This is a genomic window from Acinetobacter junii, from assembly GCF_018336855.1.
Lineage (GTDB): Bacteria > Pseudomonadota > Gammaproteobacteria > Pseudomonadales > Moraxellaceae > Acinetobacter > Acinetobacter junii.
Genome location: NZ_CP059558.1, coordinates 767741 through 789005 on the forward strand (window position 1 = coordinate 767741; position 21265 = coordinate 789005).

Annotated in this window: 15 protein-coding genes; 11 read left to right on the forward strand and 4 right to left on the reverse strand. The window is 38.7% G+C overall.

Annotated elements, in window-relative coordinates; genetic code table 11:
• Positions 1-77 precede the first annotated feature (77 nt).
• The 4 genes from H2677_RS03660 to H2677_RS03675 are packed head-to-tail and all read left to right on the forward strand — an operon-like array spanning position 78 to position 6969.
• Positions 78-2441 carry a hypothetical protein gene (locus tag H2677_RS03660; protein ID WP_212639162.1) on the forward strand — a complete coding sequence of 788 codons (2364 nt, stop codon included), beginning with the start codon at positions 78-80 and terminating at the stop codon, positions 2439-2441.
• A 10-nt stretch (positions 2442-2451) separates the two neighbouring features.
• Positions 2452-3255 carry a hypothetical protein gene (locus H2677_RS03665; RefSeq protein WP_212639163.1) on the forward strand — a complete coding sequence of 268 codons (804 nt, stop codon included), beginning with the start codon at positions 2452-2454 and terminating at the stop codon, positions 3253-3255.
• 27 nt (positions 3256-3282) lie between these two features.
• On the forward strand, positions 3283-5895 hold the full coding sequence (locus H2677_RS03670; protein WP_212639164.1) for a DUF6160 family protein: 2613 nt from the start codon (positions 3283-3285) through the stop codon (positions 5893-5895).
• Positions 5896-5907: 12 nt separating this feature from the next.
• Positions 5908-6969, forward strand: a complete 1062-nt coding sequence (locus H2677_RS03675) for a pilus assembly protein FilA (protein ID WP_151769418.1) — start codon at positions 5908-5910, stop codon at positions 6967-6969.
• 40 nt (positions 6970-7009) lie between these two features.
• On the opposite strand, the gene H2677_RS03680 is transcribed toward H2677_RS03675, so the two are convergent.
• Together H2677_RS03680 and H2677_RS03685 are read right to left on the reverse strand one after the other, a co-directional pair.
• Positions 7010-7939 carry a tRNA dihydrouridine synthase gene (locus H2677_RS03680; protein ID WP_099948182.1) on the reverse strand — a complete coding sequence of 310 codons (930 nt, stop codon included), beginning with the start codon at positions 7937-7939 and terminating at the stop codon, positions 7010-7012.
• A gap of 79 nt (positions 7940-8018) precedes the next feature.
• Positions 8019-8828: a cytochrome C assembly family protein gene (locus tag H2677_RS03685; RefSeq protein ID WP_005403133.1), complete on the reverse strand. Its 810-nt coding sequence runs from the start codon at positions 8826-8828 to the stop codon at positions 8019-8021.
• Between the two features lie 147 nt (positions 8829-8975).
• Here H2677_RS03685 and ffh point away from each other — a divergent pair, with 147 nt between their 5' ends.
• The gene (gene ffh, locus H2677_RS03690; protein WP_004914148.1) at positions 8976-10385 is read left to right on the forward strand and encodes a signal recognition particle protein; all 1410 of its coding nucleotides are present in this window, start codon (positions 8976-8978) and stop codon (positions 10383-10385) included.
• Between the two features lie 172 nt (positions 10386-10557).
• Positions 10558-11145, forward strand: coding sequence for an RBBP9/YdeN family alpha/beta hydrolase (locus H2677_RS03695; RefSeq protein WP_212639165.1), 588 nt, complete (start codon positions 10558-10560; stop codon positions 11143-11145).
• Here the strand turns inward: H2677_RS03695 and H2677_RS03700 are convergent.
• Complete coding sequence (locus H2677_RS03700) at positions 11115-11858, reverse strand: pantothenate kinase (RefSeq protein ID WP_212639166.1); 744 nt, start codon at positions 11856-11858, stop codon at positions 11115-11117. The genes H2677_RS03695 and H2677_RS03700 overlap by 31 nt on opposite strands.
• A 14-nt stretch (positions 11859-11872) precedes the next feature.
• Positions 11873-12625, reverse strand: a complete 753-nt coding sequence (locus H2677_RS03705; protein ID WP_212639572.1) for a biotin--[acetyl-CoA-carboxylase] ligase — start codon at positions 12623-12625, stop codon at positions 11873-11875.
• Between the two features lie 31 nt (positions 12626-12656).
• Between H2677_RS03705 and H2677_RS03710 the strand changes: the two genes are divergently transcribed.
• The 5 genes from H2677_RS03710 to ligA all read left to right on the forward strand — a co-directional run bounded on the left by H2677_RS03710 (position 12657) and on the right by ligA (position 21236).
• Positions 12657-13457 carry a sulfite exporter TauE/SafE family protein gene (locus H2677_RS03710; protein ID WP_125298941.1) on the forward strand — a complete coding sequence of 267 codons (801 nt, stop codon included), beginning with the start codon at positions 12657-12659 and terminating at the stop codon, positions 13455-13457.
• 522 nt (positions 13458-13979) lie between these two features.
• Entirely contained in the window at positions 13980-14675 is a 696-nt protein-coding gene (locus H2677_RS03715) for a GntR family transcriptional regulator (protein WP_004960197.1), read from the forward strand.
• A 10-nt stretch (positions 14676-14685) separates the two neighbouring features.
• Positions 14686-18135 (forward strand): chromosome segregation protein SMC, encoded by a 3450-nt coding sequence (smc, locus tag H2677_RS03720; RefSeq protein WP_212639167.1) that lies wholly within the window; start codon positions 14686-14688, stop codon positions 18133-18135.
• A gap of 1 nt (position 18136) precedes the next feature.
• Positions 18137-19135: a cell division protein ZipA C-terminal FtsZ-binding domain-containing protein gene (locus tag H2677_RS03725; protein WP_212639168.1), complete on the forward strand. Its 999-nt coding sequence runs from the start codon at positions 18137-18139 to the stop codon at positions 19133-19135.
• A 73-nt stretch (positions 19136-19208) separates the two neighbouring features.
• Positions 19209-21236 (forward strand): NAD-dependent DNA ligase LigA, encoded by a 2028-nt coding sequence (ligA, locus tag H2677_RS03730; protein ID WP_212639169.1) that lies wholly within the window; start codon positions 19209-19211, stop codon positions 21234-21236.
• The last annotated feature ends 29 nt before the right edge of the window (positions 21237-21265 follow it).

The following is a 21265-nucleotide window of genomic DNA, read 5'->3' on the forward strand; positions in this document are numbered from 1 at the left end:
TTTTGAAAGGATAAATCACTCAGTTTGATGTATAAAAATAACGATGATGCGGAGCATCGTGTAACAGGAAGGTCAAGATGACTACACTTCATACGGTATCATTCAAACGAACTGTTTTGGCGACGTTAATTAGTCTGTGCATAAGTAGATATGCTTTTGCGCTTCAAGAAATATCTGACGATGCTTTAAGCCAAACGACTGGTGAAGGTGTTGCAATTTTACCTACTGATTTTTCTTTTGTTCTTCGTGGTGATAAAGCCGGTAACGAAACATCTCTAACTGATAGAAGTAAAGATACTGGTTATATACATTATGTTCCAGTAGGTGGTCTAACCTCTATGGTTCAAGATACGAACAAGGATGGGTCAGTGACTACAGCTGATCACTCTGTTGGTAAAGCGGATCTATACTTATATGGTTTGGCTTTATCCAAAAATGATAATAACTCAAATAACCGTTTTGGTTCCAACATTGCAAGCTGGGGAACAGCAAATAACCCTTGGGTGCTCAAAGCTGCAACAGCAACCAATGTTCCTGATTTTTCTGGTACAAACGGAACGGTTACATATCTAAACCTTGAAGCACCATTATATGAAACTGGGACAAAAACAGGTGTAGATGCCTATAATTTAAAGCTTGCACTATGGGTTGATGCTTTTGTACGGGATCAAAGTAAACCTGAAGGTGACCCTAATCAATTTAAACTCGGAGAATTATTTAGCTCCACACAAACTGCTGCTGAGGCTTCAGCTGGCGATCGAGCGAATCGTTTACGTTTGCAAGCAATAGCGAATGGTTTTGGAATAAATGGCAGTAATTTGCAAATATTTCAAACCTTAGGTGGCTCGAGCAATAATAATGGTATGAGTGCCTTTTATAATAACACTTTAGGCGTCTCAGGTGTTTTTCGTATAAATAGTGGTGACAGTCAAAACTTCAAGGCTGTCTACAATCCCGGTACAGCATCTCGTACCTATAGTATAGATGGTGGTACAAACTACTCTACAACAGCGGGTTGGAGAACTGCAACGACAGGTTGTGGTGACGCTTCAATAAGTTTTAGTGATGCTAATTGTCAATTCAGATTCAGAGATCGCAAGGTCAAAGATACTGTATCAGGTGCATCGTGGAATTTACCTACTGGATTCCAAGCTGGTGACAAAGTATTGCGTATAAGTACAAAAGAAACGACATCTGCTGCTAACCCAACAGTACAATCAAATTTATCAACACCAGCTTTAAATGGAACTGTTGCACCAACATTTGAGGCTAATGAAGGATTGTATCTCTATTATCCGAATATCAACCTTGTATTAGGAAGTCTATATCAACCTGTAATTTTGGGTTCTGATGGACGAAATTTTAGTTTAGAAATAGCACGTATTCCAAATAGACCTGAAATTTACAAGAAAATTTACACAGACTATTCTGGCTTAGATACTAGTTATTTAGGTTCGACTTGTAATGTGTATCAATGTGGTGATTCTACCATCTCTGGTTACCAAGGTGGTTCTGCACGTACAAACTATAATTTGGCAAATGGTACTAAATTAGCAACACACAGTAGTATTAGTATTGGTACAGCTTATAGCCCTGATGGTGGGAAGACGTTGCTGGCTTATGATGGCGTTGAGTCCATGGGGGTGTTTTTTGGCCAACCTGTTTCAAGAACAGGAATATCTGGAACAAAGACTTACAATGAGGTGCAGTATCAACAGCGTCGTCAACGTGTTGATACGAATTACCTAGTGACAGATCGTTATGTTTTGAGATCACAAGGTGGATTGTTTTCTGGCGGTTCAACAGTAAGAGACCCTTATGATGGGCATACAATTACTGCTGGATGGGCAAGTACTGTAGAGGAGTTCCGTTGGTTTACAACACAAGGTTACCATGAAGATTGGATATACTTAGATAGTGTAAATGCAGATGGGACAAAAGTATTTGGTAATACAGATGGAACATATGCTCGAAATTGTACAACTGCATTTGCTTGTTTAGGTGGCACGCCTGTAAATGGTGGCAGTGCTGTGGCTGGTCAAAAAGGTAGCGTTACAAGTGCAACAAATTTAAATAACTTAACTTTGGGTGGATTTATTGCAGGTCTTGATGAGTGTTGGCCAGGTGAGACAGGTAATAATGCGTGTGCAGGAACAAGCCAATCCGGAGAAGGGGTTAAAGGTTTAAGTCGTTTAACAATATTGGACTCAACAGCGGCGAAAGCAGAAAATAGACAATGGGCATTTGGTACACGTAATAATGAGGCAAGATGGTTTAATGTTAATGGTGGTTTAGAGAAAATTTTATATGGCAGCGCTAATGATCCTGCTCCAGCAGTTCCAACTGGTGGTGTTAACCCTTCGGCAATGAATAACTATGGTTCAGCAGTAATTGATGGGCTTTTAATTCAACATATGAAATTAACCACGAAAGGACTATAGGAGTATTAAGATGAAAAAAATAGCGATTTTACTCCTATTATCCATAACTAATTTATCTCATGCTGAATTACAAGCTTTGGATAATCAAACACTTCAGTCTATACAAGGACAAGGTGGAGCAGATTTATCATTTAAACTCTCCTTAAACCATAATATCTTAAGTGATAGCGATTTATTAGCAGGAATTACACCAACTTTTAACTGCGATCCAGCACGCTTAGAGTATTGTCGTCTAGCAATTTCTGTAAATAAACGCTTTGTACAACAGGGTTCAGCTGGAGCAAGCGATCCAGTTTGGTCGATGGCAGCTAGTGATCCTGATATAAACAATAAAGGACGTAAGCTTTGGGTGGTCTTCAAAGGATTGCAGGGTACTTTGAATATCCAGAAATTAGGCTTAGATGCAGTTGATTTACAATACCTTCCAAAAACTGGCACTGGTACGGTAATTAAGCCTGCTATGCAATTTACTTTTGATAGTAGTAAGCCAATTCAAATTCGTAATTTTGGCTTTAATGCATTATCAATTGAGCAAGATACGGGCTCTGTCCTTTCATATTATGATACTAATGGTAATCTGATAGAGGGTACAAGCACTAATCCGCAAGATTATGGATTCTTAAAAACAGGAACATTTAGTGCAGTTCCGCAAAGTACAGGTGTAATTGGGACTTCTTCACCTATTACTGTGACAACAGCAAATAATTATGACACTGGCCGAGAAAAAGGTTTTATCGGTTTACAAATGAATGGCAATCTTGCAATAGATGGTAAGGTACAAATTTTTGCATGTAGTAATCATGCTCGTTGTTAAATTTTATTGAATTCAAAGGATTGAACAATGGAAAAGAAAAATCAGAAGCTACAGACACGATATTTTGTACTTAATACTCTAGCTGTAAGTATTTTATTAGTTAGCAACTCTACTTATGCTTTACAAGCATTAGATGATACATCTATGCGCGACGTTAACGCACAAGATGGGTTAAATGTTAATTTAGATTTTAAAGAGTTAAATGTAGGGACTTTCTTTTGGCAAGATAATGCAGGACGTGGAAGTGCGGGAAAAGCAACTGACAGTACCTTACGAGCTGAAGCTGAGAATTTCAAAATTCAATCGCATAGCTCATCACCAACAGTAAGACCTAATATCAATATCCAAATGAATACTGGAAGTGAATCTAATAAGGCAGGATTAGACTTCAATTTAAAAGTTGCGCCTGTTTTAATCAGTATGAATAAGTTTAAGGTTTGTGACTCAACAGCTTGTGGCAGTCCAGTCGGGGACATCGCGATACAAACTAACTCAGATACAAGTATTAGTTTTAAAACTCGAGACGGTCTTTTTAGTAAGACTGGCCAAAGTGAACTAACATTTGCTTCGAAAAATGCAAGTATTTATCTTGGACAAACAACTGGATTATCACCAAGCCAAGCACTCAATCAATTAATCCTGAAAAATTTTAATTTTAATTTTTTTGCTAAAGGCGTAATGTACATTGATGGTACAGAAGGATTTATTGTTCGAACTAATGCAGCTGGAGTACCAGATGCAGTTATTAATTACAATGCAGATGGTACTGTAAATACTTCAACAAGTACCACGCCTAATACAACATACGGTTATGTCGATTTTACTCGTGTAACTGATCCTGCAAATTCTGGAACAATTACAGGAAATACATATTCTTCTACGGCGAGTAATTCGGGTTTAAACTTAGAATTTATGCTGAATAAAAATGTAAATCCAAATAACCGTTATTCTGTAGATGGAACTAAAACCCCTTTAAATGGTCAAGCTACATCCGAGAAAGCTCAAGGACTTATACGATTAGGTGCAAGTGGTCGTATGGTCAATGGTTCTATACAGATACGTGGTACAAATGCTAATAGCAACGATGGATTTACCCGAACAGATCCTGTTTATAATGTAGCGTCTAACCAATTTGGGAATCCTGATAATACTAATATTTTAGGTAAAGCGAATAACGGGGTTAGTTCGTCAGGGACACAAAATATTATTGGTAATACCGGTATAGCTTTCCGTATGAAAGCTGACTTTACTAAAAAGAATGATCCAATGTTGCAAGGCGATAATACAAAAGCGACGACATTGGAGCTAGGGGGCGCAGGGTTTAATACCTACGGATTTGAATTCGGAGAATTAACGGGTTTGAATTTGAGAAACAGAGGTTCGTTTGATACAGGAAATGTTTATCTAAATTTAGTAGATACAAAAACTGTTTTATTACCAGCGAATAAAGTATTGCAAACAAGTCGTTATTGGAATGGTTCTAGTTCTACAACATTAACCACTGATGCTGATTACGTTCAAAATATTCATAATGGAACGACTGATCAAAATCCTTATGCGCTTCTGGCAGCTATACGAGGTGCAGAGTTTCAGGCATTTTCACGCAGCGGTCGTTTTACCAATAGTGCAAGAACGACAGGTACAACGATTCCTAAAATCAATGATACTACAGGTAATACGTGGGGTTTAGCATTACCTTTCTATGATTTAAATGCAAATTTAGCCATGTATGGTACAACTGCTCCAGCAGATGCTTACTATTATGATTTAGGTGGAACAAGATATACTGTTGTAGCTGGTGCGGAGCGTTTAGGTTTTTCACTTGCCATGAGTACTACGGGTATGAATGGAAGTACAGATACTACTAAGCAAAAGACTACTTCAATCTTGTTATTAGATAACGCAGATACAAACTCAGTACGTTATATTGGTTTGCGTAATATCGATATGTTATTGCGCGGTACGGGAACAGTTGGGCTTGAAAATGGAAGTTTTAATGCTAGCTTAAAAGACATTTTGATTATCTTATCTGCACAAATTGCAGGAGGATATTTACCAGGAGCATTATATAAAGGGACATCTACACCGGCATCAGCTTCATCAGCGGACTTCTCAAATAATAATGATGTTTTGTTGTCTACTAAATTACGTTTAGATGGTAAGAAAATAGATCTTTCTTTGATACCAAATAGTGAATATACCAGTACTGACGGTAGTCGCTTGAGTGTTGTTGGTGAGTTAGAGCTTAAGGCTGTAAAAGATGGTGGGAAAAGCGCAATTCAGTTAAGTGATCCATTAGATGGTTCTACTGTAGGTTTCGATAATATCGATGGTAAAGTTGCATTTAATAATGCAATTATTATTTCACCAGATACTCGAGAGACATGTCCTACAGCTGGTTGTGATGGTATGGTTTCCTTTAAAGCAGGTCTAACTTTCAACCCAGCTGGAACAACAGGTATTGGAGCAACTGGTGGAGCAAATAGTGCAACAAATGCTGAAAAGATTGCGGGTGTATTAAGAGTTCGAGATATAAATCTTTATCCTCCAACAGTGGGAGCACAGCCACAACGCTTAGGTGAAATGGTGTTGACGGGTGGACGTATTACTGGCCAATTAGGAATTATTCCTCGAAACTAAGGATAGAATCTGATGAATAAAAATAAGATGCTAGGATGTCTAACTCTATTTTTTAGTCCTCTAGTAATAGCAATGCAACCAATGGATGATCAAAGTCTATCAGTTGCGACTGGTCAAGATGGTTTAAATATTAATGTAACTACCCCAAGCATTGAATTTAAACAAATGGCTGTGATTGATCCTGATGGTTGGGATACGAAGACGGTTGCTGCAACAGAATATCGTGGTAGAGCTGCGTTAGTACTTGCACAAAGTCCTAATTCAACTATGTCGAGTCCAACTATAACCGCAAAAGCTGCTGGTACTTCTACTAACTTAAGTCTAAATGCTGTTATTGATACAGATAAGGGGACTGGTACTAATGGAGCTTTCGCGAATATCGGGATAACTTTTGGAAATTTAGATGAGTTAGTATTTTCTAAATTCTCTATCTATACGGCTGGTGCAAATGCTGTATCAGATATGGGTTTGACAACTCCTGGTATTTATACGCAAAGAACCATTTTTGGTGGAACTACAGCAACATTAAATACAGGTGTTAAAGAGTTACTTAGATTAAATGACGGTTTGAATATAAAGTTTTTAGCTACGAATAAACCGAAAATGAATATTCAACTCGGAGCAGCGCCACAGGGTTACATGGTGCGTCTAGGTGGGGCGATTGATTCTATTTGTGGAGCTGGGACAGGGTGTAATATGATGCTAGTCTCTAGCTACGCTACTGAAACTGATCCAACAACAACAGCTATTGGTGCAAATTTTAAGTTTCAAATGAAAGCATCAAATCCTTTAACAGGTTTTCGTTTAGATAATTTTCATGCTGGTATTGAATCCGATGGTTTTGTTTTTGGAAATTTTGTAAACACGTGCTCTACAACACCTAGTACTTGTATCACCTCTGATGCAGTTGATTTATCATTAAATGAAATCAAATTAGGTAATGATATGACAACAATTCCTGCGGTTGGAAGTGCTAATTATCGATTTAATGGTTTACAAAATAGTTCAATCGGAAATGTTGGATTTAAAAATGCTTCAGTTACTGACTTAAAAATGAAAATTAGTGGTCTGTAATTAATCAAGAGCATTAGTAAAAAATAGGGAGTATCGCTCCCTATTTTTTATTTAAATATTCAAGAATATTCTCAAGTTGCTTTTCTCGTTTTACTAGGCTCCACAACTCTTGAGCTTCTGGATAGGCTTTAGTCATCATACCTAACCATTGCTTGTAACGACCAATCATTCCAATTTCAGTTTTGAATTGTCCGCTTAAAAAACGTTGTTGTAATACGACTAGCTCCTGCCATGTTAAAATTGCTTGGTCGCTATTTTCACGGATACAGAGTGTCAAATCTGGAGTTGTAACAGCGCCACGTCCTATCATCAAATCCTGACAACTTGATTGTTCTAAACATGCTTTGGCGTCAGCATTATTCCAGATTTCACCATTGGCAATTACATTGATTTTTAATGCTTCAGTAATTGGCTGGATTTTTTCCCAATAGGCAGGAGGCGTATAGCCATCGGCTTTTGTACGAGCATGAACTGTGAGCCAACTAGCACCCGCATCTTCAATGGCATGTGCATTATCGAGTGTATGGTTTTCATCTAAATAACCGAGTCGCATTTTTGCTGAAACTGGAATATGTTTAGGTACAGCATCACGAACAGCTTTGACTAAGAGATGTACCGTTTCAGGTTCATCTAATAAAACTGAACCGCCGCGATGGCGATTTACTGTTTTAGCTGGACATCCAAAATTTAGATCAATTGCAGGAGCACCGAGTTCAACGACTTTAGCAGCATTGGCTGCGAGCATTTCAGGATTATTTCCCAAAAATTGAACATGTACAGGCGTTCCAGCAGCTGTTTTACCATCAGTTTTTAGTTCAGGACAAAAACTGTAATAAATATGGTCAGGTAGAATGCTGTCAGTAATACGAATAAACTCAGTCACACACCAATCAAAACGACCAACATGAGTGAGGACATCACGCATAATTGGATCTGTTAGACCTTCCATAGGGGCGAGTGCGAGTTTCACAATGCATTACCTAGTTAAACAAAAACTGGTTTATACGCATTTTAAGAGAAGCTGTCTAGTTTTTATTGGGACAGTTAATTTAACGCCCTAATATCATTTCTAAAACAAATTTACTGCCAATAAATCCGATTGCTAGTAATACGAATCCTGTAATTGTAAATCGAATCGCTTTACGTCCACGCCAACCAAATTTGTAATGTCCGATTAGTAAAGCTCCATATAAAAACCAAGAAATAATACTAAATGCAGTTTTGTGAGCGAGGTGTTGAGCAAAGAAATTATCAATGGTAAAGAAACCAAAGATTAGTGCAGCGGTGAGTAAACCAAACCCAGTAATAATTAAATCAAAAAGTAAGGATTCCATCACTTGAAAAGGAGGGAGCAGGTTGACCCAAATACGTTTTTTTTGTTTTTTCTTGAGTTCTCTGTCTTGAAACCATAATAGAACTGCTTGAATGGTTGCCATTAACAGAACCGCATAAGCGGACAAAGACAAAATAATATGGGTATCTAAACCGACTCCATGATGTTCAATGGTTTGATTGGATTGGCTTAAAGAAAACCCTAGGATTAGTCCAATCGCAGCAACAGGAATGCCGATTAAATTTAGAGGTAATATTGGGCGAATCAGACTCAAAATTAAACTTAGGCTTAACATCAGTCCAGAGGTAAAGGAAATGAGATTAAATACATCATAATTTACCCCTAACGGAGTAATCATATCCTGTGACAAGACAAGACCATGAAGTATCAATCCTAATACAACAATAAGACCATAACACCAAAGATTTGGAGTACGTTTTGACATTAAATGGATAAACAGATACCAGAATGAACTGGTATATGAGACAAGTGCCAAAATTGTGTAAACCAAGGGGAGACTGATCATGTCAAACCTTTTTTAGGGGGATGAATAATATTCACCATATAAGATATAAATTCGCTTCGAACTACAGTATCCTATAGCATCTTATGCATAAATTTTCTATTTTAAGAAAGATTTTTTTGCAACTAGCCATTTTAAGCGGATTTCGCAATGTTTGATACCTTAACAGAACGACTCACACAGAGTTTAAGAAATGTTACTGGCTCAGGGCAGCTGACCGAAGACAATATTAAAGATACCTTACGTGAAGTACGTATGGCACTTCTTGAAGCCGATGTGGCGTTACCTGTAACTCGTGAATTTATCGCGAAGGTGAAGGAAGAAGCACTTGGTCAAGAAGTAATGACTCAGCTTTCTCCAGGTCAGGCATTTGTAAAAATTGTCTATGATGAACTCACCAAAATGATGGGTGAGGCAAATGAGACTCTTGATTTAAGCGCAAAACCACCTGTTGTGGTCCTTCTTGCTGGTTTGCAAGGTGCTGGTAAAACCACGACGGCTGCAAAATTAGCGCGCTTCCTCAAAGAGCGCCAAAAGAAAAAAGTAATGACTGTTTCTGCCGACGTGTATCGTCCTGCAGCGATTAAGCAGTTAGAAACAGTATCAAATGAAGTTGGTGTTGGTTTTATTCCTTCACAAGCGTCAGAAAAACCAATTGATATTGTCAATCGTGCGATTGAGCAAGCAAAAATTCAATTTGCTGACGTTTTAATTGTCGATACAGCAGGTCGTCTACATGTCGATGAAGACATGATGGATGAGATCAAAGAATTACATGCTGCTGTGAAGCCGACCGAGACTTTGTTCGTCGTTGACGCGATGACAGGTCAAGATGCTGCCAATACAGCAAAAGCTTTTAATGATGCTTTGGCTTTAACTGGTGTGATTCTCACTAAAACTGATGGTGATGCACGCGGTGGTGCTGCACTTTCTGTTCGTGCCATCACGGGTAAGCCGATCAAGTTCTTGGGTATTGGTGAGAAACTAGATGCGCTTGAGCCATTCCACCCAGATCGTGTTGCACAACGTATCTTGGGTATGGGTGATGTCCTTTCTTTAGTCGAAGAAGTTGAACGTAAGATCGACAAAGAAAAAGCCGAAAAAATGGCGAAAAAATTGCAAAAAGGCGGTACCTTCAACTTTGAAGATATGCTGATGCAATTTGAGCAAATGAGTAAAATGGGCGGCATGATGGGCTTCTTGGATAAGTTGCCTGGTATGAGTAATGCGGGCATTCAGGATGCAATTGAAAAAGCTAATCCTGAAAAGCAAGTTAAGCGTATGGAAGCGATTATTCAGTCGATGACGATTAAAGAACGTCGTAATCCTGATTTAATTAATCCAAGCCGTAAAAAACGTATTGCTGCTGGTTGTGGTATGGATGTTGCTGAAGTGAATAAATTGATCAAGCAACAAGCACAAATGGCGAAGATGATGAAGAAATTTGCGAATCCATCAGGCATGAGCAAAATGTTGAAATCTTTGGGCAATATGCAGAAACAATTCGGTGGTGGTGGCGGTATGGGACCATTATTTGGTAACAACGATACCAAAAAATAATAAATAAAAGCCCATACTTTCATTAGAAGGCGCATTAGCGCCTTTTTTATTAACTGATGGTTGGTGTATAAAAAAGTTAGTGTATAAAAATAGTACAAAATTAAACACTAAACGTTTAGTAAAAATTAGATAATAAAAATTAAATGTATGATTTTATTGATAAATGTAAACTATGTCACAAGATATGAAAAATAAGGTTTTTATTTTGCATTGTGAAAATGCAAATCCAGAACAGCATTGGTATATCTGGTTAGAGCAACAACTAAAAAGCATTGGTATCTCTGCTGAAAGAGTTGTTCTGGCTGATTCAAGTCATCCTGATGCGGAGGTTTGGCAAACTTGCTTAGAGGCTCAATTAAATACTATTAATCAACAAAGTATTTTGGTTGCACATGGATTATCTTGTCTAGCGGCAGCGAGATATCTGGCTGATAAGCTCAAAGGGACATCTATTAAGGCAGCATTATTTTTAGCAGGTTTTAACGAAACAATTCCACAACATCCAGAATGGAATCAATTTATTCAAGAAAATCGTTTCGAAAGCAAATACCTTCGAACGAATATCCTTCGACGTATCGTGTTTTTTTCAAGCAATGATCCTGTCGTGCCTGTGCCATACACATTCAAATTTGCACATTATATTAATGCGCAATTGATTGAAGTAAGCCAAGCAGGACATTTTTGTGAGGATGATGGCTATCGTGAATTTGAACATTTATTTAAGGTAATTCAAACATTAGTAGCAGCAGAATTGACCTGAACATAATGTTTTAAGCCTTTTAAAAGTAAATCCGATTCGATTTGCGGTTGATAATGCTTTAAAAATTTTTCAAACAAATTGGCATCACCACCTGTGAGTACGAGTTTTCTTGGCGATTGCTGCATGATTTGATGAATCGTGCTAATCAAGCCTAAAAGAATGCCATGATGGACAGCATCAACGGTGTTATGTCCTGGATCTAGATTATCAAAGGCAGAATCTGGAATTTTGATACCCTTAGTGTTTTGAATCAGAGAGTCACGCTGTAAGTACAGATTAGGTAAAATATATCCACCTAGATGTTGGAAACCATCAATAAGATCAATAGTTAAAGCCGTTCCACATCCAATCACACAATAGCTCTCATTCGGTTTAGCGGTTGCTAATACTTGCAACCATCGGTCTATTCCTAACTGATTTGGAACATCGTAGCCACATCGTAATCCAGCATATTCAGTATGTACTTTGGCAAAAATGACGGGTATTTCTAAAATATCTAGGATTGTTTTAATACGATGATTATTTTCACTGTCGAGAACAGAAGATACCCCAACGTGAGTAATGTTCTGATAACGAAAATGTTGAATAAGTCCTAACAACAAGTCGGCAGGCGATTGGAGATGTAATTCAGCAGCATGCTCAATAATTTGATCTTGCTGTGTAATCCAATATTTTAAACGTGTATTACCAATATCAAGCCATAAACTTTTCATCGCATTGTGATCCCTTAGTTAGATGCAAGACGTAAACGACCTTGATAGAACTGTTGTGTTTGATCTGATTTGATTATAACGGCACCATCATTCGAAATGCCTTGGAACTGACCATAGGTTTTACCTAGTGCATGTTCAAACTCTACAAACTCATTGATCCAAATCGCATGATGATTAAATCGTTCAGCTAGATTATAGCTGCCATGTTCGAACCATTGAGCTGCTTGTTGAATCGCAACATATAATTCAGCAATAAGCTGAAATCGTTCAAGTTGCTGTAGTCCTAAATGATGTAGTGATGTAATGGATTGATCTGCATCTTCCACATTAGGGGTGTTAATATTAATACCTACACCGACAATCGCTTGATTTACAGAAAGCGGTTCAACTAAGATCCCCCCCCATTTCCCTTGTGAACTGTATAAATCATTTGGCCATTTGACGTTTAATGATAAGTTACGTAAGCATGGGATCTGTAAAATATTCAAAGCAACTTCAAGTGCAAATCGCCCATCAAGTGCTGTATTGGTTTGAATCAGTGTGCTTAAATAAACATTTCCATCAGGGGAAACCCATTCACGTTGGTGTTGACCACGTCCTTTGGTTTGTTGCGCGCTACACACAAGACCTGTTGTCATGCCTTTTTGAGCAAGCTCACGCATATCATCATTAGTAGATGTCGTTGTGGTTTTGAATAACACCACTTCTGGATATTGATTCTTTGCATTTAAGAGTTGCTGTAACTGGCGTGTTGCGAAATCATCCATCATTTTTTACAAGTAGAGTGGTCATGTATTCATGGAGTTAATCATATATTTGCTCATTGGTGCAATTGCTGGATTCACCGCAGGATTGTTTGGTGTTGGTGGTGGATTAATAATTGTTCCAATTTTATTTATTGTATTCACTCAGCTGAATTATGATCCTAATGTCATTATGCACATAGCTGTAGGTACATCACTTGCAACCATAGTTGTTACCTCAATCAGCTCAGTCATGGCGCATCATAAAAAAGGTGCAGTGCTATGGTCGGTATTTAAGAATCTAGCTCCAGGATTGATATTAGGCTCTTTTTTTGGGGCGGGAATTGCTGATCTCATGTCAGGACAACATTTACAGTTAGTGATTGGCATTTTTGCAGTGTGGATGGCTTATAAAATGTTTAGAGGAGCGCATGCACAGATTGATCCTAATAAGCATTTACCTTCAGCACCTCTACAATGTGCAGCAGGGGGCGGAATTGGTATCGCATCCGCGATTTTTGGTATTGGGGGCGGGAGTTTAACGGTTCCTTATCTCAATCGACATGGTGTAGTGATGCAACAAGCTGTAGCAACATCTGCAGCCTGTGGTTTACCAATCGCTTTAGCAGGTGCGATTGGATTTATGTGGTTTGGTGCAAAAGAACAGATTGATGTTCCCAATACGATTGGCTATGTACATGTATATGCTTTTCTGGGGATCAGTGTGATGAGTTTTATTACTGCCAAAGTTGGTGCTAGGGTAGCACATCGACTATCAGCAGCGATGCTGAAGAAGTGTTTTGCAGGATTATTGGTTTTTGTTGGAAGCTACTTTATTTACAAAGGTTTAATTTAGTTCTTAATTTCATGTAATCATTACTATTACGTTGATTTAATAGGCTGTTTTATTCTAAAAGTGCACGTCATGTTGTTGACGTGTAACCACTGAAAAGAAAAGACTTTTTAGTCTAAAGATGGTGATCTTCGTTTGGAAATTAAGTTATGAACAATAAGGTAGGTTGTTTGCTTATAACTACTTTTTCATTTGATAAACGAACTAGGATGCTAGAATTCTAGATGAGACTTATTTTGCATAAATAAAAATTTATGAGAATAAGGTCAATAAAAAATCAATTAGAAAAAATGTTTCAGATATTCGGTTGATGCTGAGTAGAGTATCTAAATAATTGATCTTTAAATTATAAAAATAGATTATTAAGTCAAATTTAAAGGTGAAATAGTGTCTAAAAGTAGTGATTGGCTTAAAAAGCAATGAAATTGTCAGACAATGATATAGAATTTATAAGGTCAGATCAGTTAAAACAAAAAAGCGCAAACAGCATTGGAAAATGCGAATAACAAAGATAGCGAGGGGCTCATGAATCTCGAAGAGGCGGATAGTCTTTCTGAACAGATTGCAAAATATATTAGTGAACAAATAATTAGTGGTGAGCTTGTCGAGGGTGAACGCATTCAAGAATTGCGCATTGCTAAAGAATTAGATGTCAGTCGTGGCTCTGTCCGTGAAGCATTGTTATTACTAGAACGTACATATTTGATCGAGATTTTTCCACGTCGTGGGGCGATTGTTTCTGAAATGTCTGCTCAGCAAGTCAAAGCTTTGTTTGATACGAATGTGATGGTTCTTGGGCATATTGTGCAGCGTATTAGTGAAACTTGGCGAGTAAATGAAGCTGAGCAACTACAAGAGTTATTGGATCAACTTGTCGAGTTTGTTCGTGCTGGTGATATAGAGAAATTTTATGATGCTATTTTTAAATATCTAGCAGAACAACATGAGATGGTGGCTAATCCTTACATGATGCAATTTTATAAGGAATTGTTGCCATCACTACGTCGTAGCTATTTTTTAACCTTAAATACATCGCGCCGAGAACTACAAGAATCATTTACCTTGTTTAAGTTAGTGATTGATGCAATTTTGATCCGAAAATCACAACAAGCTGCTTTATTTATGGAAGATTTTTGTCGACACTTGCGCAACCTTGTGTTGGAATCTCTAACACGAATGAAACAGATTGAATTGGCTTGGGCGAGACGCTCACGCCGTTAGTTAGGGCAGTATGCGTTTAAGCAGTTTAAAACTTTCAGGCTTTAAATCTTTTGCCGATAGTACCACTTTACATTTTAAAGCGAACCGCACTGCGGTAGTTGGGCCGAACGGTTGCGGAAAATCGAATGTGATTGATGCGATCCGTTGGGTTATGGGCGAATCAAATGCACGTCAGTTGCGTGGCGGTAGTATGCAGGATGTTATTTTTACAGGGACATCTAAGCGTAAACCTGTCGGTGTTGCCAGTGTAGAGCTTCGTTTCGATAATACATATGGAAAATTAGGCGGCGCATACAATGCATATAATGAGCTTGCTGTTCGTCGTCAGGTCACACGTGAAGGTAAATCAGAATATTTCTTGAATGGCACACGATGCCGCCGTCGTGATATTACCGATATTTTTCTAGGAACGGGTCTAGGACCACGTTCTTATGCAGTCATTGAACAGGGTATGATCAATCGTTTGGTTGATGCTAAACCTGAAGAAATGCGAGTGTTTATTGAAGAAGCTGCTGGCGTATCTCGCTATCAAGCACGTCGTCGTGAGACTTTGCAGCATTTAGAACATACTGAGCAAAACTTAGCTCGTTTGGAAGATATAGCGGCTGAATTAAAATCACAGCTGAGAACGCTAAAACGCCAGTCCGAAGCCGCCATCCAATATAAAACCTTAGAAACTCAGATTCGTACTTTAAAAATCGAAATACTGTCTTTCCAAGCGAATCAAAGTCAGAAGTTACAACAAGAATATACTGTTGAAATGAATGAGCTTGGCGAACGCTTTAAATTAGTTCGGTCAGAGTCGCATACAATTGAGCATGATTTAGAAGCGACAAGTGCTTTATTTCAACGTTTGATTCAGCAATCATCACCTTTGCAGCATGAATGGCAACAGGCAGAGAAGAAACTGGCTGAATTGAAAATGACTTTGGAGCAAAAGCAAAGCTTATTTCAACAAAATAGTAGTAGTTTGATTCAGCTTGAACAACAAAAACTTCAAACTAAAGAACGACTACAGCTTTCGGAACTTCAGGTCGAAACTTTAACTGTACAATATGATGAGCAGAGTGAAGCCTTAGTTGAATTGGAGCAGCAAACACAATCGACCGAACATCACTTTAGTGGTCTTCAGGCGCAACAAAAACAAGCACAACAACAATTTGAACAAATTAAAACCCAAGTTGATCAGCAGCAACAAAAAAAGTTGCAAATGGCGGCACAAATTGAACAGCTTGCTAAAAATGTGCAACGAATCGAACAACAAAAGCAGACTTTGCAGAACCAAAGTAATCAGATTCGTGCACAGGTTCAGGATGATGAGCAAGCGCAACTAGAACAATTACAGCAGCAACTACAACAAGAAATCATTGTTTTAGAATCCGAAATTGAGCAATTTCAACAAAATGCAAAGATTTTGCAGGATCAACAACAGCAAGATAAAACCAATCTACAGAGTTTAAAAACAGAAATTCAAGTTCTATTGGCTGAACAGAAAAATTTGAATCAATTGCTGGCGAAGCAGAGTCCAAAACAAAATCAAAATGCTGTTCGATTGATGCAAAGCTTGCGCTTAACAACTCAAGGCAAAGTTCATGCTGTGATCATTGAGAAATTTTTAGCTAAATGGTTACAAGCAGAGTTGATCGAAAGTGGACAAACATTCCAAGAAGATGTGGCACGTCAGTTAAAATCATCCACGCAGCAAAAGATTCAAATACAACAACTGCGTTGTTTAAATGATTTTATTGAAGCTCCACAATCTTCGCTCTGGGCAAATGTTGCCGTTGCAGATGATTTAACAACAGCATTGAGTCATCAGTCTGATCTTATTCATGCACAATCGATTTTGACGCTTGATGGTTATCATATCGGGGCTGATTGGGTGATCGCTCTGCACTATGATGAAGATAGCCAAAGTGCACAGGGCATGCTAAGCCATCAAGTGCGTTTAGAGGAAATCGAACAACAACTTGCAGAAATGCAGCCACAATTACTTGAGTTAGAAAACCAATTTTCTGTTCAACAACAAACTTTGCAGCAACAGCAACAACATTTACAGCAACAGCAACAAAGCCAAAAACAAAAGCAAAAAGAATTACAACAACTCGATGTGCAAATTGCTAAATTACAAAGTACTGCACAGGCTTTTGTATTGCAGCAACAGCAATTGGCAGATCAACTAAAACAATTGGATTTGCAGCTTGAAGAAGATGCGATGCAGAGAGATGATCTAGAAATTGATCTGCATGCACTCGCAATTAAATTAGAAGCGGTATTACCGAACTATAAAACTTTGCAGTTTCAGGTTGAAAGTTTAAATGAGCAGTTAGATGAACAACAACAACAGTTGACTCAACAACAACAACAACGTGAAGTATTACGCCAGCAGACATCACAAGCCAATCAACAGATTGAGTTGTTGGAAAAAGATATTTCTTTTTTAAAAACACAATATCGACAAATTATTGAGCAAATAGAACAGGCAAAGAAATTTGTTGATCCAATTCAACTCGAGTTACCTAACCTCGAATCACAATTCCAAGAGCAGTTCCAGCAAACTGAAAAATTGCAAAAAAATTGGAATGAATGGCAGCTTGAATTGAATCAAGTACAAGAAAAGCAGCAACAACTGACAGAGCAACGCCATCAAGCCGAACAGAAAGATGAACTGGTGCGTGAACAGTTGGAACAAAAACGCTTGGCATGGCAGGCAGCTAAGTCAGATCGTGAACATTATTTAGAACAACTTAAAGAACTTAATTCCGAACCTGTATCTGATCTGTCGATTGAAATTAAAGAGCATCAGCAAAAACTGGAAAAAGCACAACAACAGTTTGAGAAAATTGGCGCAGTTAATTTAGCAGCTTCTCAAGAATACGAAGAGGTGTCACAGCGTTTTGATGAGCTTAGCCATCAGATGCAAGATTTGCAAAATACTGTTGACCAACTAAAAGATGCAATGAAAAGCATTGATCAAGAAACACGAAAGCTATTTATGACCACCTTTGATCAGGTCAACCAAGAGCTACAAGTATTGTTCCCTAAAGTTTTTAACGGCGGTGAAGCTACTTTGAGTCTTGAGGATGACTGGCAGTCAGGTGTCAAATTAATGGCTCGACCACCAGGCAAACGTAATAGCTCGCTGGCTTTGCTGTCAGGTGGAGAAAAAGCACTCACTGCTCTAGCTTTGGTGTTTGCGATCTTTAGATTGAATCCAGCGCCTTTCTGCGTTCTAGATGAAGTAGATGCGCCGTTGGATGATGCGAATGTACAACGGTATTGTAATTTGGTAAAAGAGCTTTCTGAACAGGTACAATTCATTTACATTACACATAATAAATTGGCGATGACAATGGCAACTGATCTATTGGGAGTGACCATGCCAGAGCCAGGTACATCAAAATTAGTGACTGTCGATTTAGAACAGGCAAAAGAATACGGGTTAGTTGCGGAGTCCTAATATGGAAATGAATACAATAATAGGCATTGTTATTGCCGTTGTGATTATGCTCGTTGGTTTGATAATGATTTTAAGAAAACCAAAACCAGTTGAGCCTTCACTAGAAGCAGATTTGCACATTAATCCTGAAAGTAATCAGCCTGTGATTCCACGTCATGTGAGAGATCAGATTCTGAAGGTGGAAACTCCTGAGCTTGCTGTTGAGCGTGTTGAGCCGAGTTTTAAAACTAATCCAATCGAAGCTGCTCCCGTTATTGCTTCTCAACCAGTCACTGAAGTTGAAAAAGCATCTGAACCTGAAAAAGTTCAAGAAATTGCTGAATCAGCTGAAGTTAAAACATCTGTAGCAACTGAAGCTGTACTTTCAACTCCAACTCAGACAGAAGGGAAGGCTTTAGAGGATCAAGTAAATCCTTCCGATAAACTTGATGAAGCGAAAGTTGAGCCTGAACTCACGTTAAACCCAAGTATTGAGACTGTCGAGATTGCTGAGTTTGATGGTGAAAGCAATATTTTAGATGTCCATTTACATGAGCAACAACGTTACGATGATGAAAGTGCGTTAGCAACTGCTGAAGAAATTATTGCCTTAAATGTCTATCCAAACCCGCGTCGAGCACTTTCTGGTGACAAAGCATTAAAAGTATTACTTAAATACGGTTTGCGTTTTGGCGAAATGTCATGTTTCCATCGCTATGAAAATACTGATGAACCAAGTGCTTTGATGTTTTCAGTATTGCGCATTACAGATAATGGTCCAGCAGGTTTTGACTTGGAGACGTTATCAGGTGAACAAGTACAGGGCTTGGCTTTCTTCCTTGCTTTACCAAACAGCAAAGCGGTTACTGGCTACGATATGATGACCAGTATTGCAGGATTAATTGCGCGTGAAATTGATGGTAAAGTTTATGATGAGAATAACCTCGAGTTTTCTCCGCAGTTGAAAGAGCATTGGCGTCATCATGTGATTGACTATCGACCAAGTCAAACAACTGTTTAAACTCAAATCTTTTATAATAAATTTAATGAAAGACATAGGGCGGTTTTCCGCCCTTTTATATGGTGAAATTTAAATGGAACAAAACTCAGTTATTGAGCAAATGCGTCAATTGATTCAATTGATCGCTAAACATAATCATGCTTACTACGTGATGGATCAACCTACGATCACCGACAGTGAGTATGACCATTTATTTCATCAACTTAAAGCATTAGAACAACAGTATCCTGAGTTTATGCAAGCTGATACACCCACGAATAAAGTTGGTGGACAAGCATTATCAAAATTTGAAAGTGTGACTCATGCAGTGCCGATGCTGTCATTAGGTAATGTTTTCAATCAGGATGATTTATTTGCCTTTGCACGTCGTATTGATGAGCGTCTACCGAATCAAAAGGTTCAATACGAAGTTGAACTTAAACTCGATGGTTTAGCGATTTCGCTTTGGTATGAAAATGGTGTGTTGGTTCGAGGCGTAACTCGTGGTGATGGAGAAACAGGCGAGGATATTACTCAAAATGTCAAAACCATCCGTAATTTACCTAAGATTTTATCTTCTCAGCACCAAGCTATTCCACAACTCTTAGAGGTGCGTGGAGAAGTATTGATGCCAAAATCAGGTTTTGAAAAGCTCAATGCAGATCAAGAGGCTAAAGGTGAAAAGACTTTTGCTAATCCACGAAATGCTGCTGCGGGGAGTTTAAGACAGCTTGATCCCAATATCGCAGCATCGCGTCCATTAGCTTTTTATGCTTATGGTATTGCTCAATGCGAGCCTCATCATGGCTTAACGACGATGCATGACAGTTTGCACTGGTTGACCAAATTTGGCTTTGAGATCGCAGAGCGTCAATATCTTTGTGAGTCGATTGAAGAAGTCCAAGAACGCTATGAGCAAATTCAGCTTGAACGTCCGAATCTCAAAGTTGAAATTGATGGGATGGTGGTCAAAGTCGATGACCTTAAACAGCAGCAACAACTGGGCTTTTTAAGTCGAGAGCCACGTTGGGCGACAGCCTATAAATTCCCAGCGCAAGCGGCTTTGACCAAGGTTGAAAATATTGACTGGCAAGTTGGGCGTACTGGCACGCTAACACCCGTTGCTCGTTTAGCTCCTGTCTTTGTTGGCGGTGTGACTGTCTCGAATGTAACTTTACATAATATTGGTGAAATTCATCGTTTAGATGTACGTGTTGGCGATACCGTCAGCGTGTATCGCACGGGTGATGTGATTCCAAAAGTTGAAAAGGTATGGGCTGAATTTAGACCTGCCGATGCTGAGCTTGTTTATTTACCAACGAATTGTCCAGTATGTGATTCTCCTGTCGTCATGCCAGAAGGTGAGGCCTTAGCTCGTTGTTCTGGTGGTTTATATTGTGCAGCACAGCGTATTGAGGCGATTCGTCACTTTGTTTCACGCAAGGCTATGGATATTGAGGGCTTAGGTGATCGTTGGGTAGAGTCATTATTACATCTAGATCTACTCAGAGATGTAGCTGATATCTATCACTTACATGAACATCGCGAAAAATTACTCAGCATTGAAAAAATGGGTGAAAAGTCAGTTCAAAACCTTATTGATGCAATTGATGCGAGTAAGAAAACCACATTGGCACGCTTCATTTATGCTTTAGGTATTCGTGGTGTAGGTGAAACTACGGCACGTATGCTCGCCAATACTTTCCAGACCTTCGATGCTTTGAAAGCTGCAGATATTGATGCTTTGAAGAAAACACCTGATGTAGGTGATATTACGGCAGAATGGATTGTGGATTTTTTCCAAGCCGAGCATAACTTAGAGGTCTTGGAGCGTTTACTTGCTGCGGGGATTCATTGGGATGCACCAACTGCACCAACTCGCCAGCCTTTGAATGGTGAAAGTTGGGTTGTGACTGGCACATTGGAAAGTATGGGGCGTGATGAAGCAACCCAGCGGCTTCAAGCTTTAGGTGCGCGTGTGAGCGGTAGTGTTTCAAGTAAAACCAAATGTGTCGTTGCAGGTGAGAAAGCAGGCAGCAAACTTGATAAGGCACAAAAGTTAGACATTCGTGTAATGAACGAGCAAGAGTTTTTAGAGTTCCTTGCACAGTACGAAGCCTAATAAAGCTATAAAAAAGCCCGTTCTGTGAG

What these genes read in the sequence shown, in the direction of transcription:
- H2677_RS03675 (WP_151769418.1), top strand. Translation starts at nt 5,908, where the DNA reads ATGAATAAAAATAAGATGCTAGGATGTCTAACTCTATTTTTTAGTCCT.
- H2677_RS03670 (WP_212639164.1), top strand. Translation starts at nt 3,283, where the DNA reads ATGGAAAAGAAAAATCAGAAGCTACAGACACGATATTTTGTACTTAAT.
- H2677_RS03695 (WP_212639165.1), top strand. Translation starts at nt 10,558, where the DNA reads ATGTCACAAGATATGAAAAATAAGGTTTTTATTTTGCATTGTGAAAAT.
- H2677_RS03705 (WP_212639572.1), bottom strand. Translation starts at nt 12,625, where the DNA reads ATGGATGATTTCGCAACACGCCAGTTACAGCAACTCTTAAATGCAAAG.
- H2677_RS03665 (WP_212639163.1), top strand. Translation starts at nt 2,452, where the DNA reads ATGAAAAAAATAGCGATTTTACTCCTATTATCCATAACTAATTTATCT.
- H2677_RS03660 (WP_212639162.1), top strand. Translation starts at nt 78, where the DNA reads ATGACTACACTTCATACGGTATCATTCAAACGAACTGTTTTGGCGACG.
- smc (WP_212639167.1), top strand. Translation starts at nt 14,686, where the DNA reads ATGCGTTTAAGCAGTTTAAAACTTTCAGGCTTTAAATCTTTTGCCGAT.
- H2677_RS03725 (WP_212639168.1), top strand. Translation starts at nt 18,137, where the DNA reads ATGGAAATGAATACAATAATAGGCATTGTTATTGCCGTTGTGATTATG.
- H2677_RS03710 (WP_125298941.1), top strand. Translation starts at nt 12,657, where the DNA reads ATGGAGTTAATCATATATTTGCTCATTGGTGCAATTGCTGGATTCACC.
- H2677_RS03685 (WP_005403133.1), bottom strand. Translation starts at nt 8,828, where the DNA reads ATGATCAGTCTCCCCTTGGTTTACACAATTTTGGCACTTGTCTCATAT.
- ffh (WP_004914148.1), top strand. Translation starts at nt 8,976, where the DNA reads ATGTTTGATACCTTAACAGAACGACTCACACAGAGTTTAAGAAATGTT.
- H2677_RS03715 (WP_004960197.1), top strand. Translation starts at nt 13,980, where the DNA reads ATGAATCTCGAAGAGGCGGATAGTCTTTCTGAACAGATTGCAAAATAT.
- ligA (WP_212639169.1), top strand. Translation starts at nt 19,209, where the DNA reads ATGGAACAAAACTCAGTTATTGAGCAAATGCGTCAATTGATTCAATTG.
- H2677_RS03700 (WP_212639166.1), bottom strand. Translation starts at nt 11,858, where the DNA reads ATGAAAAGTTTATGGCTTGATATTGGTAATACACGTTTAAAATATTGG.